Below are 16,759 nucleotides of genomic sequence, written 5' to 3' on the forward strand. Positions count from 1 at the left end.
AATAGCCTGGCGCCATGAGCACTGACGACGGCGTCGAGCAGGTCCCCGTCGGCCCCCCGGACGGCGGGTCGCAGCCCACCACGGATGTCGACACTGCGGCGGATGGCGGTGCCGATCACGACACCCGATTCTTCGGCCAGCCCTGGGCGCTGGCGCACGTGTTCGGCGTCGAGATGTGGGAGCGGTTCAGCTTCTACGGCATGCAGGGCATCCTGCTCATCTACATGTACTACTCTGTCGCCGAGGGCGGTCTGGGGATGCCGGAGGCGATCGCCACGGGCATCGTGGGCGCCTATGGCGGGGCGGTGTACCTCTCCACCATCCTGGGCGCGTGGCTCGCGGACCGCCTCTTCGGGTCGGAGCGCGTGCTGTTCGTCAGCGCGATCGTGATCATGTGCGGGCACATCGCGCTCGCGCTGGTGCCCGGATACTGGGGTCTCGGCATCGGACTCGTGCTGGTGGCGGTCGGTTCGGGCGGCCTGAAGGCCAACGCGACCTCGGTCGTCGGGACCCTCTACAAAGAGGATGATCCGCGACGGGATGCCGGCTTCTCCCTGTTCTATCTCGGCATCAACCTCGGCGCGTTCTTCGGTCCCCTGCTGACCGGTCTGCTCCAGTCGACGTGGGGATTCCACTGGGGCTTCGCTCTCGCGGCCGTCGGTATGGGGCTGGGGCTGCTGCAGTATTCGTTCGGCCGCAAGCAGCTGCCCGCGGCATCCCGTGCCGTTCCCAACCCGTTGCCACCCGCGCGCTATGGTCCGGTCATCGGCATCGCGATCGCGGCGGTCGTCGTCGTCGTGATTCTCGTGCTCGTCGGGGTGATCCGGGCCGACAACCTCGCCGGTGTCGTGATCATCGCGACGATCGTGGCAGCCATCGCCTACTTCGCGGTGATCCTCTCCAGCCGCCGGATCACATCCGTCGAGCGGTCGCGCGTCTTCGGCTTCATCCCGCTGTTCATCGTCAGCGTCGGATTCTGGTCGCTGTACCAGCAGCAGTTCACCGTGCTGACCGTGTACTCCGACAAGCGCCTCGACCGCACGATCTTCGGCTGGGAGATGCCGGTCTCATGGGTCCAGTCGATCAACCCGGTGTTCATCATCGTGCTCTCGGGCGTCTTCGCCGCGCTGTGGACCAAGCTCGGCACCCGCCAGCCGTCGACGCCGATCAAGTTCGGGCTCGGCTCCATCATCATGGGGGCGGCGTTCCTGCTGTTCCTGCCGTGGGCGAACGGCGCGCCCAACAGCACGCCGCTGCTGGCGATCATCGGCATCCTGCTCGTCTTCACGATCGCCGAGCTGCTCATCTCGCCGGTGGGGCTGTCGGTGACCACCAAGCTCGCGCCCAAGGTGTTCCACACGCAGATGATCGCGCTGTTCTTCTTGTCCGTCGCGCTCGGGACGGCGCTGGCCGGCTGGCTCGCCCAGTTCTACGACCCCGAGAACGAAGTGCCGTACTTCACGTTCCTCGGCTTCGTCGCGATCGGGCTCGGGGCCGCGCTGCTGTTCGCGGTGAAGCCGGTGCTGGCGCTCATGAAGGGCGTTCGCTGAGCGGCTCAGCCGCCCAAGTCGATGAGGCAGAGGTCGGGCTGCACGAACGGCAGCAGCCGCCCGCGCGGCGATCCGTCGTCATCGCCCTGATCTCCCGCGAGGATCTGCTCCACGAGACCCTGGTGCACCGAGCAGATCACGTCGGAGTGCCGCCGCGCCGCGTCGCGGAAGGGGCAGGCTCGCAGCTGGACGATCTCGCCGTCGCGTCTCGGATCGAAGCCCAGCCCGTCGAGCACGTCCATCAGCACGGCTCCGCTGTCACCGGGTGCCGCGCCTACGAGCCCGCGACCCCATGACCTTCCCGCTTCGACGGCCCGCCCGCGCCCGCCGTCGTCATCGCCACGTGCGAACGCCGTCGCGAGCGTGTCGATGAGCTGCTCCTGCGCGCTCCGGTCGCGCGTGGCATCTCCCACCGCGGCGAACAGCATGCGGGGCCGTCCCCGCCGCTTCTGCACATCGGCGGAGCGGCGCACGAGGCGCGCCTCGCAGAGGTGCTCCAGATGGAAGCGCACCGTCGTGACGTGAAGGCCGAGTTCCGCGGCGATCGCGTGCGCGTCCCGCGGAGCGGGCGAGCGGGTCAGCGCGTCCAGCACCCGCCGGCGCGCGGGCGATGCCAGCGCCGAGTAGTACGCGGCGTCGGCCCCGTCATCCACGGGTTCGTTCCCTCGTCCGCTCACGGCGCGACCGAACCCCCGAGAGTCGCTGACTCGGCCTCGAATTCTCCGCGGTTGCGGATCGTCTCGAACTGACTCGCCGACCCGCCCTTCATTCGGCGATGCATCGACCCGGCGATACGGGTTGCCTGCACTTTGGCCAGCTCCGCCTTCTCGCCCGCGAACGACTCGTCCACCGCGGAGACCCACAGCGCCAGCCAGCGCTCGAAGTGCTGCTCGGTCAACGGAAATCGGCCGTTCAGTGCGAGATGCACCTGGAGCGCATTGCGCCGGTAGGTGCCGGCGCGGAACAGCACCGTCTCCCAGAAGTCGCACATGATCGGCAGGTGGTGCGCGAGATCCATCTTGGCGACATCGGTGAAGATCGGGCCGATCTGCGGGTCCAGGAACGCACGGTGGTAGAACGCCTCGACCAGCGCGGAGACATCGTCCCGGCCTTCAAGATCTCGCACGCCACCACTCTAGATGATTAAACCGGAGACTTATACGGTAAAAACATGAGCAGCCCGATCCGGAAATCGGGGACGGCCGGCGAAAGCTCTGCTGCCACCGGCGACGCGGAACGACGCCCGGAACGTGACACCGTCACACCCCCGAGTCCCCGGCAGGTCGGATTCACCACCGGCGTCTCGCTGATCGTGCTCGGGGGGCTCATCGCGGCCGTCACCGGTCCCCTGGATCTGGACCGAGGCAGCTGGCTGGCGGCCTATCTCGTGCTCGTCGGCGGTGTCGCCCAATGCGTCATCAGCACGCAGCACCGGCTGGCGGCCGCCCCTCTCACACCGCGGGGTCGACGGTGGATGCTCCTGCTGCTGTGGAACACGGGCGTGGTGATCGTCATCGTGGGGAGCCTCACCTCCGCCCCCTGGGTCGGCGCGATCGGCGGAGTCGCACTCCTCGCGGCGCTCGTCCTCGCCATGGACGGCACCCGCCACGCTCGACGACGCGTCGTGGCGATCCTGCTGCGCATCCTGTACGCCGCGCTTGCGGTGAGCGTCGTGATCGGAGTGGCCTTGACCGCTCTGCGTGCCGCCAGCTGAGAGCCGCGCCGGCCGCGGAGTCCTGGTTCGAACGAAGGGGGAGCCCGATGAGCAGCGACACGACGGGCGACGCGATCGTGCACGTGGCGATCGAAGACGACTGGGAGATGAGCCTGCCGCTCGGAGCGTACGAGGCGGCAACGCGCAGGGTGGCGTACGAGCCGGGCGGCTACATCAGGGCCACGACCACGCACGGGGTGCAGCCCGTGCTCGACCGGATCTACCCGGACCTCACCCTGCCGCTCATCCTCGTCACCCTGAGCGTGGCGGGGCTGGAGGCTTCTGGCATTCCGGTCGAGCCCTCGAGCGGCGAGGGCTGGCGCATCTTCGGCGCCATCCCCTGCACCGACGACTCCATCGTCGTGGCCACCCGGCGGCTCGAGCGCGCCGGGGACCGATGGGTCGCACAGGCGGCATAGCCGGCGCCCGCGCTCTCGCCCATCCGCCGGCCCCGCGAGACTGGATAGGCGCCGCAAGACCGCGGTGTTCTCCCCCCGTCTCGTCGCGCCTATCCGGTCTCGCGGGGACGGGAGAGGGATGGGTGCGGCGGTCAGACCAGCCGAAGCTCCGCGTCGATGGCCGCCGCGGTCCGCAGCAGGGGGGGCAGGTACGCCTCGAGCAGGTGCTCCACCGAGTCGCGAGTGGCACTCGTCGAGACGTTGAGTGCGGCGACGACACCGCCGTCCCGGGCGTGCAGCGGCGCGGCGATCGACCGCAGCCCCGGCTCCAGCTCGCCGTCGATCATCGACCAGCCCTGCGCGCGCACCCGGTCGAGTTCGCCCCGCAGCGCGCGCGCGTCGGTCACGGTGCGGTCGGTGAGGGATGCGAGATCGGATGCCGCGACCGCGGCGTCGGCGGCGGCATCCGGCAGCCCCGCCAGAAGCACGCGGCCCATGCTGGTCGCGTAGGCGGGGAAACGCGTGCCGATCGTGATGCGCACGCTCATGATGCGCCGGGTGGGAACGCGCGCGACGTAGACGATGTCGGCGCCGCCGAGCACGGCGGCGGACACGCTCTCTCCCACCTCGCGGGACAACGACTCGAGGTGCGGCTGGACGATCTCGGGCAGGGACAGCGAGGACAGGTAGCTGAAGCCGAGCTCGAGCACCCGGGGGGTCAGCGAGAACGCGCGCGTGGGCGTCGCGCCGTTCGACCCCCGGACGTACCCGAGCGCCTCGAGCGTCAGCAGGAACCGGCGCGCGGCGGCGCGGGTGATCCCGGCCCGCCGGGCGACCTCGCTCAGCGTCAGCTCGGCGTGGTCTGCGTCGAACGCGCGGATCACGGACAGCCCGCGGGCCAGGGATTGCACGAAGTCGCCGGAGTCGGGGGTGCTCATCGGCCGCCCGTTCCTCCGAGGTGGGGCGTGCACAACTCCGCTGATCCGTGGCGTCCAGGGCCGCCCACGCGCGACTCGGCCCCTCTGACGAGCGGATTGGCGGAGTTGTGCACGACGGACTCAGCGCTCGAGGACGACCGCGAGGCCCTGGCCGACCCCGATGCAGATCGCGGCGACCGCGACTCCCCCGCCGCGGCGGGCGAGCTCGTGCGCGGCATGCCCGATGATGCGACCGCCCGAGGCGCCCAGGGGGTGCCCGATCGCGAGAGCGCCGCCGTGGATGTTGACCCTTTCGGGGTCGAGGTCCGGCCAGCCCTGGATGTCTGCGAGCGCCTGCGAGGCGAACGCCTCGTTCAGCTCGACGAAGTCGACGTCTGCCCATGTCTTGCCGGCGCGAGCGAGTGCCTTGTTGGCGGCCTCGATCGGCGCGAGCGGAAACTGGTCGGGGTCCACGCCGTGGGCCGCGCGTCCGGCGATCCGCGCCAGAGGTTCGCCGGGCAGCACGCCTTCGCCGGCGAGCAGCACCGCGGAGGCGCCATCGTTGATGGGTGAGGAGTTGCCCGCGGTGACGGTGCCGCTGCCGTCCTGGGCGAACAGCGGCTTCAGCCCCGCGAGCTTCTCGACGGTGGAGTCGTCGCGGATGCCCTCATCCCGCGCCAGCTCGGCGCCGGGCACCTGCACGATCTCTCCGTCGTAGATGCCGGCCGCCCATGCGGCGGCGGCGAGGCGGTGCGAACGCGCCGCGAACTCGTCCTGCGCTTCGCGCGTGAGTCCGACCTGGCGGGCGACCTTCTCGGCGGACTCGCCGTTGCTGATCGTCCAGTCCTTGCGCAGCGCGGGGTTGGTCATCCGCCAGCCGATCGACGTGTTCCACATCGTCTGGTTGCCCACGGCCGGCCACGGCTTGGCGGACTTCTCCACCACGAAGGGAGCCCGGCTCATCGACTCCACGCCGCCGGCGAGGATGATGTCCGCGTCGCCGGACTCGATCGCCCGCGAGCCTTGGATGACCGCCTCGACCGACGAGGCGCAGAGCCGGTTGACGGTGACGCCCGTCACGCTGGAGGGGAACCCGGCAAGCAGTGCTCCGAAGCGCGCGACGTTGCGGTTGTCCTCACCCGCCTGGTTGGCGTCCCCGAAGATGACATCCTCGATCCGCGCCGGGTCCAGGCCCGTACGCTCGACGATCGAGCGCATCACGACGGCGGCGAGGTCATCGGGTCGGACACCCGCGAGCGCGCCTCCCGCGCGTCCGAAAGGCGTGCGGACGGCGTCGTACACATAGCTGGCGGTCATGTCAGTTCTCCTTCTGGGATGCTTCGGCCGCGGCATCCGTCAGCGTCAAGCCGGTGAGCTCGGCCAGTGAGGCGACCGTGTTCTCGCCGAACGCCTCGCGCACGGCGAACCCGTCGGCGGTCACGTCGAAGATGGCGTGGTCGGTGTAGACGCGGGTCACGCAGCCGACGCCGGTGAGCGGGTACGTGCACGCCGCGACGAGTTTGGACTCGCCGGTCTTGGTCAGCAGGTCGGTCATCACGTAGACGGCCTTCGCGCCGATCGCGAGGTCCATCGCGCCGCCGACCGCGGGGATCGCGCCGGGCGCGCCGGTGGACCAGTTGGCCAGATCGCCGGTCTGGCTCACCTGGAACGCACCGAGGACGCAGACATCGAGGTGACCGCCGCGCATCATCGCGAACGAGTCGGCGTGGTGGAAGTAGGCGGCTCCCGGCAGGGCGGTGACAGCCTGCTTGCCGGCGTTGATCAGGTCGGGGTCGACGTGCGCGGCATCCGGAGCCGGACCCATGCCCAGCAGCCCGTTCTCGGTGTGCAGGATGATCTCCTGGTCCTGGGGCAGGAAGTTCGCGACGAGGGTGGGCGCCCCGATGCCGAGGTTCACGTACGAGCCTTCGTGGATGTCGGCGGCGATGCGCTGCGCGAGCTCGTCGCGGCTGATCCGGGTGTTCACTGGTCTGCTCCGTTCGTCGCGTTCGCGTTCGCTTCGCCCACGGGCGCACCCTCCAGGTCGACGCCGCCGACGAAGGCGCCGTCGTCGAGCCAGAGCCGCTGCCCGACCGCGACCACGCGGTCGACGTAGATGCCGGGGGTCACCACCGCCTCGGGGTCGAGTGATCCGAGCGGGACGACCTCGTCGACCTGGACGATCGTCGTGGTCGCAGCCGACGCCATGATCGGGCCGAAGTTGCGTGCCGTCTTGCGGTAGACGAGGTTGCCCCAACGGTCCGCCTTCAGGGCGCTGACGAGGGCGAAGTCCGCGCGGATCGGGTACTCGAGCACGTGGGCGCGTCCGTCGATGATCCGGGCCTCCTTGCCCTCGGCGAGCTCGGTGCCGACACCGGTCGGCGAGAAGAAAGCGCCGATTCCGGCACCTGCGGCGCGGATCCGCTCGGCGAGGTTCCCCTGCGGGACGATGTCGAGTTCGATCTCTCCCGCGCGGTACAGCCCGTCGAACACCCAGGAGTCGTGCTGCCGCGGGAAGGAGCAGATGATCCTGCGGACGCGCTTGGCCTTCAGCAGTGCCGCCAGGCCGGTGTCGCCGTTGCCCGCGTTGTTGTTCACGATGGTGAGGTCACCCGCCCCGGACGCGATCAGCGCGTCGATGAGCTCGACCGGCTGTCCGGCCCGGCCGAAGCCGCCGATCATGATGGTCGCTCCGTCGGGGATGCCGGAGACTGCCGTCTCGGCATCCGGAACCGTCTTGTCGATCACGTGCACTCCTCGTGTTCGCTGCGGTGCGCCGGTCGTTCTGTGCGCTATGCGCACACATGTGCGCCATACGTTCATTGTACTGCGCTCGTGCGGCCGTGTCACGGGCGGGCCCGCGCAGTGGGTCCGCTCCCGCGTCGGACGCTATGGCTCGAGGGTGAGTGAGGCCGGGATCGGCACGATGTCCTCGCGCAGTCGGATGATCTCCTGCGCGTGCTGGGCGATGCGGATGTCTTCGTCGGTCGACGGCTTCCACTGCGGGATGGGAAGGGCTCCGTCCGAGCGCCCGGGCACGACGAACACGCTCATGCACTGCGTGGTCAGGGACAGCTCGTCCGGCCGACGAGGGTCCGCGCTGGAGACCCGGATGCTGATGTGCATGCTGTGCTCGCCGGTATACATGAGGCGCGCGTCCACGACGACGAGGTCGCCGATGCGGACGGGCGCGAAGAAGTGGATGCCACCCGAATACACTGCGACCGCCTCGCTGGCGCCGTCGCCGTCCTGCGCCCAGGACGCGGCGCAGGCGTAGGAGGCCTCGTCGATCCAGCGCATGACCGTGCCGCCGTGCGCGTTGCCGCCCCAGTTGACGGCGCCGGGCGGGACCAGGAAGCGCAGGGTGGTTCGCGGAGCACGACCGGCCTCGGTGTATTCCTCGTCGAGCATGAGTCGCTTGATCTGGCTGCGGGCGGGTATGCGCTCGAGCGCGGCGGCAGCGAGCGTGCGGTCCGAGGGCGAGGTCGGGACCCACTCGGGCACGGCCGCCGGACGGCCGTCCGCGCCCTTGGCGACGAAGACGAGGATGCACGTCGTCGCGGGCGTGTAGTCGTGGACGTTGACGTCGCTCGAGGACACCGTGACCACGACGTGCATGCTGGTGCGGCCCGTGTGAACGAGACGCGCGACGACTTCGATGATGCTCCCCGGCAGAATCGGACGCCGGTGGTGCACGTTGCCGACGTACGCGGTGACGCAGTACGTCCCGGCCCAGCCGACCGCGCACGCGTACCCGGCCTTGTCGATCCACTCCATGACGCTGCCGGCGGCGACCGAGCGGCCTCCCGCCGCCGTGTCACCGGGCTCGCTCATGAACCGCAGCGTGACGCGGTCGTCGCGGGCGGCGGCGGCGGTGACGGGGAGCGCGGAGTCCGAGGTGGGCACGGCGCCAGCCTAGGGCGCTGCGGATGCCGCGGCACGGTGCGGTGGGGTCGTTCCCGGCGCCGCGCGGCTGCTCGGGGTCGTCGGTCGCGGCCGTTGTCGCGCGAGGGAAGCTGGGGCGCGGCTGCGGTGTCGCTGGGGTCGCGGCTGTCGCGGCGGCGGTCGCGCGCGCTGACGCGGCTGCGGCGTCACTGTGGTCGCGGCTGTGGCGTCGCTGCGGCCGCGGCTGTGGCGTCGCTGCGGCCGCGGCGTCGCGGGGTCCGCGGCTTCGGCGTAAGTCGCGCGATCGCGGCGGTCGCGCGCGCGGACGCGGCTGCGGCGTCGCTGAGTCCGAAGCCGCGGCTGCTCGACCCGTGACGGGGTGTGGCACGCTGGGCGCATGGCCAACTCGCCGTCGGGCGACTCGCTCACCGAGCGGATCGTCCGGATCCTCGAGACGTTCTCGGCCGAGCGCACCGTCCAGACGGCCGCCGAGATCGGCCGCCGAGCGGCGCTGCCTTCGTCGACAGCGCATCGGCAGGTCGACGCGCTGGTGGACGCCGGCCTGCTCGAGCGCGACGACGACTCCCGCGTGCGCCTCGGCATGCGTCTGTGGGAGCTGGCCCTGCGCGGCTCGGATGCCCTGCGCCTGCGCCAGGCGGCGATGCCGTTCATGGAGCGCGTGCAGGCGGCGATCCGCGAGCACACGCAGCTGGCGGTGCTCGAGCAGGACGAGGCGCTCTTCCTCGAGCGGCTCTCGTCCCCGGACTCCGGCGCCAACATCACCCGCATCGCCGGACGCCTTCCGCTGCACGCCTCGTCGTCCGGACTCGTCCTCCTTGCGTTCGGGTCGCGGGATCTTGAGGAGCGGGTGCTCGCCGGCACGCTCACGCGGCGTGCGCCGGAGACGATCACGGATGCCGCGGCCCTGCGCCGCACGCTCGCCGATGTGCGCCGGCAGGGGTACGTGATTGCGCCCGGGTCGATCGAGGCCGTCTCGACCGGCGTCGCCGTCCCGGTGCGGGACGCGTCCGGCGCGGTTGTCGCGGCGTTGTCGGTGGTGCTCCCCCGTGGCACCCCGACCGCTGCCGCGCTCGAGGAGCTGCGGGCCGCAGCCGCCGGGATCCGCCGGGCCCTCGCCGCCGACCGCCGCTGAGCCCCGCGCCCCCCTCGTTCACTTGCCCTGTTCGTACACGAAACGCCCGCGGTGACGTACATCCACGACCAGTGAACGTCCGGGGTGCGCGCGGCGCGGCATCCGTCCCCCGGGCGACCGCGGCCGGAGGGGCAGCGGTTCCCCTGTCACCGCGGCCAGGGAGGCAGCGGTTCCCCTGTCGCACACCGCGGCCCGCACCGGCGTTTCGTGACAGACGAGCGCGGGTATACCAGCGTCTCGGAAAGAGATGGATTCCCGTTGAACGGGAAGGGATCGCCGTGACGTGCCGCGTCCAGGACACACTGGACGAAGCATCCGGATCCGCATTCGGCCGTCAAAGGAGACCACATGACCGATTCCGTCCGCACCCGCGTCGCGATCATCGGCGCCGGCCCGGCTGGCCTGCTGCTTTCGCACCTGCTGGCGAACGCCGGCATCGACTCGATCGTCCTCGACTCACGCTCGCGCGAGGAGATCGAGACCACGATCCGCGCCGGCATCCTCGAGCAGGGCACGGTCGAGATCCTCGACGAGTCGGGCGCGTCGGATCGCGTCCGCACGGCCGGCCATCGTCACGACGGCATCGAGCTGCGCTTCGCCGGCGAGGGCCACCGCATCGATTTCGCCGCACTCGTCGGCCGTGGCGTGTGGCTCTACCCCCAGCACGAGGTGCTCAAGGACCTGATCGCCACGCGCCTCGCGGCCGGCCAGGACCTGCGCTTCGGAGTCACTGCGGACCACGTCGAGGGCGTCGAGACCGACCGGCCGCGTGTGCTGGCGACGGATGCCGCGGGCAACGCCATCGAGATCGACGCGGAGTTCGTGGTGGGCGCCGACGGCTCGCGCAGCGTCGCCCGTGCGGCAGTGACCGGGTCATCGACCGGTGGCTATTTCCGCGAGTATCCGTTCGCGTGGTTCGGGATCCTCACCGAGGCCCCGCCGAGCGCACCCGAGCTCATCTACAGCAACTCGCCGCACGGGTTCGCCCTGATCAGCCAGCGCAGCGCGACCGTGCAGCGGATGTACCTGCAGTGCGACCCCGAACTCGACCCGAACTCGATGAGCGAGCGGCAGATCTGGGACGCGCTGCAGGCCAGCGTGGACGGACACGACCTCCTCGAGGGTCCGATCTTCCAGCGTGACGTGCTGCGATTCCGCAGCTTCGTTGCCCATCAGCTGCTGCGCGGGCGCGTGGCGCTCATCGGCGATGCGGCGCACACGGTTCCGCCGACCGGCGCCAAGGGCATGAACCTCGCGGTGGCGGACGTCGTCCTGCTGAACAAGGCGCTGCAGGCGCTGCTGCTCGAGGACGACTCGCGGCTCCTCGAGGCCTTCCCCGAACAGGCGTTGCAGCGCATCTGGAAGGCGCAGCACTTCTCCTGGTGGATGACGAGCATGCTGCACGTCGCCCCTGATGCCTCGGACTTCGACCGCCTCCGACAGCTCGGCGAGCTGCGCACGGTCGTCGAGTCGGAATCGGGTCGTCGGTATCTCGCCGAGGCGTACACCGGCTGGCCGCTGGCGGGCCGCTGACCGACGCGTCCCCGTGTCGTTGCTCGCGAGAGTGCACGTCCCGGCTCGCGAGAGTGCACGTTGCGGCTCGCGAGAGTGCACGTCCCCGCTCGCGAGAGTGCACGACGCCGCTGCCAAGGGTGCACGTCCCGCTCGCGAAAGTGCACGTCCCCCGGCGACCGTGCCTGTGCCCGGTGCCGAATCGGAGTCTCGACGTGACGCCTGGCGACAAATACGTAGCTCGGCGTCGGTAACGGGCGCTCTCAGCACCCGCGACGCACCCTAAGCATCCGCAACGTGCACCCTCGACACCCGTAACGGGCGCCCTCGGCAGCGGCGACACGCACTCTCAGCGCCGGTAACGGGCACCCTCGTCACAGGCAACACGCACGCTCGGCAGCCGCAACGTGCACTCTCGGCAGCGGCAACACGCACTCTCGGCAGAGGCAACGTGCACCCTCGGCACCCGCGCCGCGCACCCTCGCCACCCGCACCGCGCACCCTCGGCACCCGCAACGTGCACCCTCGCCACGCGCACCGCGCACCCTCGACACCAGCAACATGCACTCTCGGCAGCCGCAACACGCACGCTCGGCGACGACCGGGCCGGGGCTCACAGCTCGTCGGCGAAGACCTCGCTCGCGATCCGATACGCCGTGTTGGCCGCAGGAACGCCGGAGTAGATCGCGCTCTGCAGGATGACTTCCTTGATCTCGGCGAGCGTCAGCCCGTTGCGGCGGGCGGCCCGCAAGTGCATCGCCAGCTCCTCGTGATGCCCGTGCGCGATGAGCGAGCTCAGCACGGCGATCGACCGCGAGCGGCGGTCCAGGCCCGGCCGCGACCACACGTCACCCCACGCGACCCGGGTGATGAAGTCCTGCCACTCGGCGGTCAGCTCGTTCGCGGCGGCCGTCGAGCGATCGACATGCTCGCCGGAGAGGACCTCGCGGCGCACACCCATGCCCTGGTCGTAGCGCTCCTGGTCGGAGAGCCCTTCACCGGCGGGTCTCATGATGCCTCCCGAAAGAAGTCGCGCAGCACCGCGGCGACGGCCTCGGGCTGCTCTGCGGGCGGAAGGTGCGCCGCGTCGTCTATCCGCACCAGGGCGCCGTTGCACACGCCGTCTGCGATCTCCGCGGACTTCGCCTCGGGGGCCACGCCGTCGTGCTCGCCCCACACCGCGAGAATCGGCATCCGGATGCCGTTCAGCGCGTCGCGCACGTCGTACGCCGCGAGCGCTTGGCAGCAGAGGGCGTAGCTCTCGTCGTCGGTGTCCTGCAGGGCGTGCAGCAGCCGGCCGGACAGCTCCGGACGCCGCGCGATCGAATCCGGCGCGAACCAGCGCTGCGCCGAGCCCATGATCACGCTCGAGGTCGACTGCGCGCGCACCTGCGCCGCGCGCTCCTGCCACCCCGCGGCGTCACCGAGCTGGGCTCCTGATGCGACGATCGCGGCGCGGCGCACCAGCGCCGGATGCCGCAGCGCCAGCGCCAGCCCGACGGCACCGCCGAGCGAGACGCCGGCGTAGAAGACCGGCGCGCCGGAACCGAGTGACTCGGCGCCCTCGGCGACGGCATCCGCCAGCTCGTCGACGGTGAAGGAATCGGATGCCGCGGCTGAGGATCCGTGCCCCGGCAGGTCCCACGCCACGACGCGGTAGTCGGTCGCGAGCAGCGGGATGACGTCGTCCCAGAGGATCGTCGATGTGCCCAGCGACGGACCGAGGATCACGAGCGGGGCGTCGGCCGGACCGACGGGCGCGGTGAAGGAGACGGTGGGAACGGTCACGGGCGGATGCCCTCCTCGAGGGGGTCGGTGGGCGAAGATGCGTGCCGCAGCGCGGCGTCCACGAGCGCGGGCGCCAGGCCGAGGTAGTGCGCGGGGTCCACGAGCGCGGCGACATCGAGCGCGGCTGTCTCGGGCAGTGCTCGCACAAGGACGGCGAGGTCGCCGCCGGCCGCGGCATCCGAGATCAGAGAGTCGAACCGTGCCTTGCCGATCAGTGGCACGAGCACGATCCCCAGTCGCTCGCTCACGATGAGTCCGTTCGTGAGGTCGAGGTTGGTGCGGGCGCGGCCGGCGTCGAGAGACAGGCCCGCGGCCAGATGCGCCGCCCGGGCGGAGGCGCCGAGAGCCAGTCGCAGCAGTTCCTGCAGCGCGGGCCATTCGGCGTGCCATGCACCGTCCGGGCGTTCATCCACGGCGAGTCCGGCGGCCAGGTGCAGCTGGGCCGCGAGGCCTGGGGCGCGCAGCGCCGCGGACCGCAGCAGGACGGCATCCACCGGGTTCTGCTTCTGCGGCATCGCGGATGAGCCGCCACCCTCGGCGACGGCGGCCTCGGCCACCTCGGTGCGGGCCATGCTCGCGACGTCCGAGCCGAACATCCCGACCGCGGCCACCACGGCGGCCAGCGCATCGCCGAGTTCGGTGACCGGCCAGCGGTCGGTGTGCCAAGGGGCATCGGGCGCCTGAAGTCCGAGCTCATCGGCATACCGCGCCGGGAGGCCTGCGGCCGCTGCGGCGCCGAACCGCTCGACGAAGGCGGCGAGGGTGCCACCCGCCCCGCCCAGCTGAGCGGGCAGGCGCGCGGCGGTCTCGGCGAGGCGGAGGCGCGCACGGTCCACCGCCCGCACCCAGTTCGCGACCTTGAGCCCGAGTGTCGTCGGCACGCCGTGCTGGGTGAGCGTGCGGGCTGCCGCAGGGTCGTCGCGGTGCGCGCCCGCGAGGAGCCGGAGCGCGGCGGTCGTGCGGGAGAGGCTCTCGGAGACGGCGGCGGACGCGTCGCGTCCGAGGGTCATCAGCGCGGAATCGAGGATGTCCTGGCTCGTCGCGCCGACGTGCACCCAGGCCACGGCATCCCGATCCTCCTCAGCGACGCGCGCCTTGATCAGCGGGATCAGCGGGATGACGGGGTTGCCGCCGGCCACGGAATCCCGGGCCAGCTGGGCCAGGTCGATGGCGGGCGGTGCCAGCCGCACCGCGTCCACGGCCGCGCCCGCCGAACGCGGTGCCGCCCCCGAAGCGACGAGCGCGCGGGTGAGGGCGAGTTCGGCCTCGATCAGGTGTGCCAGGACGACACGATCGGATGCCGCATCCCCCGCCCCGATCGACACCGGCGACAGCAGTCCGACGTCGCCCACCGGGGTCGTCGCGCCGTCGTGTGCGGGCGCCGCGAACGACTCGGCGGGCGATGGGTCAGAAGGCAAGGAAGACGGTCTCCTTCTCGCCCTGCAGCCGGATGTCGTGCCGCAGGTACCCCTCCGGGGTGCGCGTTGCGATGAGCGTAGCGCGCTCCTCCGGCCTGAGCGAGGACAGCAGCGGGTCGGCATCGAGCAGCTCGGGGTTCTCGGGCAGATAGATGCGCGTGTGCAGCTTGTCCGGCATCCCACGAGCGAACACGACGACCGCGAAGAAGGGCGCCTTGCCGTCGATCGCGCCGGGGTTGCGCGTCCAGAACTCGAATCCGCCCTCGTCCGTGGTCGCGGAGCGCCCGAATCCCGTGAACGTGTGGTCGTCGCGGCGACGGGAGCCGCGGCCTCGGGGAACGGTGCCGTCCGAGTCGGCCCCGAAGATCTCCACGATCGCGTCGGGGATCGGCGCGCCGTCTCCGTCGTACAGCCTGCCGCCCAGCACGATCGCGCCGGCGCTGTGCGGGAAGGCGACTTCGTGCTTCTTGTCGTAGTCGAGGCCGAACGCGAAGAACGGTCCGATCGTCTGGCCCGGTGTGGCCTTGTGGGTCTTGGGCTGGGTGGGTGCGGGCATCAGTGCTCTCCCTCGGGTTCGAACCAGGTGGCGTCCGGGCCGTCGACGACGATGTCCCACCGGTAGCCCATCGAGAATTCGGGGACGGTGAGGTCGTGGTCGTAGTCGCCGACGAGGCGATCGCGGTCCGCCTGGCGCGGAATGGTGTTGTAGATGGGGTCCAGGGCGAACAGCGGGTCGCCGGGGAAGTACATCTGCGTGATGATCCGCTGCGTGAACGCGCTGCCGAAGACCGAGAAGTGGATGTGCGCGGGGCGCCACGCGTTGACGTGGTTCTTCCACGGGTACGGGCCCGGCTTGATCGTCGTGAACTTCCACTCGCCGTTGTCGTTCGTCACGATGCGCCCGGCACCGGTGAAGTACGGATCGAGCGGGGCGGGATGCTGGTCCCGCTGGTGGATGTAACGGCCGGCCGCGTTGGCCTGCCAGATCTCGACGAGCTGGTTGCGCAGCGGACGGCCCCACGAGTCCAGCAGGCGCCCCTCGACGGTGATGCGCTCGCCCTGGGGCTCCCCGCGGTGCTGCAGCGTCAGATCGGCCTCGATGGCCGCGACATCGCGCTGCCCGTAGGCCGGCGAGTACAGCTCGATCGTCTCGGGATCGACGAGCTTGAGGTTCTTGGTGGGGTGGCGCAGCAGGCTGGAGCGATACGGCGGGAAGTCGTGCAGGGTGGCCCGCAGTTCCTCGCCGGATTCGTCGCGGCGCGCGTAGTCGGCGTGCAGCTCGTCGATCTCTTTGTTGATCTCGCGCTGCGACGGCATGTCGGCTGACGCGAGCAGCGACTCGGGCGCCGCCGCGGTCGGTTCGATGATCACCGAGGACGAGAATGCCTCGCCAGTCGGGTCCGGACGGGTGGTGGTCATGGGGGTCTCCTTCGACGCGCGCACGTTCCAGAGCACGCATTCCAAGCCTTGCATCAGCCTCGACCGCTGACAGCACCGACTCCCACTCAGCGGGAATCGCGCAGGTCTCTGCTCAGATCCTTGGCGGCCTGGACCACGAGTCCGCCCAGGCGGCGCTCATCCGCGCTCTCCAGATGCACGACGATGCCGATCGCCGCGGGCGGCAGCGCCTCGGCGGGGGGCAGTGCCGCCGCCACCGACACGTTCCCGAGCGTCATCTCTTCGCGCGTGATCGCGTAGCCGCGCGTGCGGGTGCGCACCAGGTCGGCTCGGAGGGCCGCCTCCGAGGTGATCGAGAGCATCGTCTCGCGCCGCAGGGGCACCGAGAAGAAGCGTGAGAGCCATGCGTCGTCACGGGTGGCCAGAAGCGCCTTGCCCACGCCGGTGGCGTGCAGCGGATGCCGGCCGCCCATCCGGCTCAGCGTCGGAATCGACCCCTTGCCGGTCACCCGGCCGACGTACAGCGCGGTCGCCGACTCCGGCGTCGGAGCATCCAGCACCGCGAGGTGCACGTTCTCTCCGGTGGCCTCGTAAAGGCGCAGCATGTGCGGCAGCGCGGTCTCGCGTAGGCGGAGCGAGAGCGGAGACAACTCGCCGAGCTCCCACAGTCGCGCGCCGATCGTGTAGCGATGACCCGGTGCGCGGGCGAGCAGGCCGAACTCGACCAGCTGCGCCATCAGCCGATGCAGGGTGGATGCCGCCAGGCCGGTGCGCTCGGCCAGCTGAGTGGCCGACAGCTGCGGTTCCGCTTCGCTGAAGCACTGCAGCACGCGCATCGCGCGAGTAAGGACGCCCTCGCCGCTCTCGGTCATGAAACGCCTCCTCGCCGAGGCTAACCGACGAGCCCGGACTCGGCCGACGAGAGCCCGCGGGGTCGGGGTGCCACCCGGCATGCGAAAACCGGGGCGGTCCACGTTTCCGCGGGCCGCCCCGGCCTTATCGATTCAGCTCAGCTATCGAGCAGTT

General features: G+C 70.8%; 18 protein-coding genes. 5 read left to right on the top strand and 13 right to left on the bottom strand.

Annotated elements, in window-relative coordinates; translation table 11 throughout:
• Positions 1-14: 14 nt before the first annotated feature.
• Entirely contained in the window at positions 15-1,550 is a 1,536-nt protein-coding gene (locus tag ABD655_RS00770; protein WP_344710657.1) for a peptide MFS transporter, read from the top strand.
• A 5-nt stretch (positions 1,551-1,555) separates the two neighbouring features.
• Here the strand turns inward: ABD655_RS00770 and ABD655_RS00775 are convergent, their stop codons facing one another.
• Both ABD655_RS00775 and ABD655_RS00780 read right to left on the bottom strand, forming a co-directional pair.
• Positions 1,556-2,227, bottom strand: a complete 672-nt coding sequence (locus tag ABD655_RS00775) for a helix-turn-helix transcriptional regulator (RefSeq protein ID WP_344710659.1) — start codon at positions 2,225-2,227, stop codon at positions 1,556-1,558.
• Positions 2,224-2,676 (bottom strand): group III truncated hemoglobin, encoded by a 453-nt coding sequence (locus ABD655_RS00780; RefSeq protein ID WP_344710661.1) that lies wholly within the window; start codon positions 2,674-2,676, stop codon positions 2,224-2,226. The genes ABD655_RS00775 and ABD655_RS00780 overlap by 4 nt, the downstream gene beginning before the upstream one ends.
• Before the next feature lie 45 nt (positions 2,677-2,721).
• Between ABD655_RS00780 and ABD655_RS00785 the strand changes: the two genes are divergently transcribed.
• Together ABD655_RS00785 and ABD655_RS00790 are read left to right on the top strand one after the other, a co-directional pair.
• Entirely contained in the window at positions 2,722-3,264 is a 543-nt protein-coding gene (locus tag ABD655_RS00785; RefSeq protein WP_344710663.1) for a hypothetical protein, read from the top strand.
• A gap of 47 nt (positions 3,265-3,311) precedes the next feature.
• On the top strand, positions 3,312-3,683 hold the full coding sequence (locus tag ABD655_RS00790) for a DUF952 domain-containing protein (protein WP_344710666.1): 372 nt from the start codon (positions 3,312-3,314) through the stop codon (positions 3,681-3,683).
• Between the two features lie 131 nt (positions 3,684-3,814).
• On the opposite strand, the gene ABD655_RS00795 is transcribed toward ABD655_RS00790, so the two are convergent.
• The 5 genes from ABD655_RS00795 to ABD655_RS00815 all read right to left on the bottom strand — a co-directional run bounded on the left by ABD655_RS00795 (position 3,815) and on the right by ABD655_RS00815 (position 8,485).
• Complete coding sequence (locus tag ABD655_RS00795) at positions 3,815-4,600, bottom strand: IclR family transcriptional regulator domain-containing protein (RefSeq protein ID WP_344710668.1); 786 nt, start codon at positions 4,598-4,600, stop codon at positions 3,815-3,817.
• Between the two features lie 120 nt (positions 4,601-4,720).
• The gene (locus ABD655_RS00800) at positions 4,721-5,896 is read right to left on the bottom strand and encodes a thiolase family protein (protein ID WP_344710670.1); all 1,176 of its coding nucleotides are present in this window, start codon (positions 5,894-5,896) and stop codon (positions 4,721-4,723) included.
• 1 nt (position 5,897) lies between these two features.
• Positions 5,898-6,566 (bottom strand): 3-oxoacid CoA-transferase subunit B, encoded by a 669-nt coding sequence (locus ABD655_RS00805; RefSeq protein WP_344710672.1) that lies wholly within the window; start codon positions 6,564-6,566, stop codon positions 5,898-5,900.
• A complete protein-coding gene (locus tag ABD655_RS00810; RefSeq protein ID WP_344710674.1) occupies positions 6,563-7,327 on the bottom strand; it encodes a 3-oxoacid CoA-transferase subunit A in 765 nt (254 codons plus the stop codon). Before ABD655_RS00810 ends, ABD655_RS00805 begins: the two co-directional genes overlap by 4 nt.
• 141 nt (positions 7,328-7,468) lie before the next feature.
• Complete coding sequence (locus tag ABD655_RS00815; protein ID WP_344710677.1) at positions 7,469-8,485, bottom strand: acyl-CoA thioesterase; 1,017 nt, start codon at positions 8,483-8,485, stop codon at positions 7,469-7,471.
• Positions 8,486-8,861: 376 nt separating this feature from the next.
• Between ABD655_RS00815 and ABD655_RS00820 the strand changes: the two genes are divergently transcribed.
• Together ABD655_RS00820 and ABD655_RS00825 are read left to right on the top strand one after the other, a co-directional pair.
• Entirely contained in the window at positions 8,862-9,617 is a 756-nt protein-coding gene (locus ABD655_RS00820; RefSeq protein ID WP_344710679.1) for an IclR family transcriptional regulator, read from the top strand.
• Between the two features lie 348 nt (positions 9,618-9,965).
• Entirely contained in the window at positions 9,966-11,150 is a 1,185-nt protein-coding gene (locus ABD655_RS00825; RefSeq protein ID WP_344710681.1) for a 4-hydroxybenzoate 3-monooxygenase, read from the top strand.
• Positions 11,151-11,742: 592 nt separating this feature from the next.
• On the opposite strand, the gene pcaC is transcribed toward ABD655_RS00825, so the two are convergent.
• From pcaC to ABD655_RS00855, 6 genes are all read right to left on the bottom strand, one after another.
• Positions 11,743-12,141, bottom strand: a complete 399-nt coding sequence (pcaC, locus tag ABD655_RS00830; protein ID WP_344710683.1) for a 4-carboxymuconolactone decarboxylase — start codon at positions 12,139-12,141, stop codon at positions 11,743-11,745.
• Positions 12,138-12,917, bottom strand: coding sequence for an alpha/beta fold hydrolase (locus ABD655_RS00835; RefSeq protein ID WP_344710685.1), 780 nt, complete (start codon positions 12,915-12,917; stop codon positions 12,138-12,140). Before ABD655_RS00835 ends, pcaC begins: the two co-directional genes overlap by 4 nt.
• Positions 12,914-14,335: a lyase family protein gene (locus tag ABD655_RS00840; protein ID WP_344710687.1), complete on the bottom strand. Its 1,422-nt coding sequence runs from the start codon at positions 14,333-14,335 to the stop codon at positions 12,914-12,916. Before ABD655_RS00840 ends, ABD655_RS00835 begins: the two co-directional genes overlap by 4 nt.
• Positions 14,325-14,891, bottom strand: coding sequence for a protocatechuate 3,4-dioxygenase subunit alpha (pcaG, locus tag ABD655_RS00845; protein WP_344710689.1), 567 nt, complete (start codon positions 14,889-14,891; stop codon positions 14,325-14,327). The genes ABD655_RS00840 and pcaG overlap by 11 nt, the downstream gene beginning before the upstream one ends.
• Positions 14,891-15,754, bottom strand: a complete 864-nt coding sequence (pcaH, locus tag ABD655_RS00850; protein ID WP_344710691.1) for a protocatechuate 3,4-dioxygenase subunit beta — start codon at positions 15,752-15,754, stop codon at positions 14,891-14,893. The genes pcaG and pcaH overlap by 1 nt, the downstream gene beginning before the upstream one ends.
• Positions 15,755-15,840: 86 nt before the next feature.
• On the bottom strand, positions 15,841-16,605 hold the full coding sequence (locus tag ABD655_RS00855) for an IclR family transcriptional regulator (protein WP_344710693.1): 765 nt from the start codon (positions 16,603-16,605) through the stop codon (positions 15,841-15,843).
• Between the last annotated feature and the right edge of the window lie 154 nt (positions 16,606-16,759).

This window comes from Microbacterium terregens, from assembly GCF_039534975.1.
Classification (GTDB): domain Bacteria; phylum Actinomycetota; class Actinomycetes; order Actinomycetales; family Microbacteriaceae; genus Microbacterium; species Microbacterium terregens.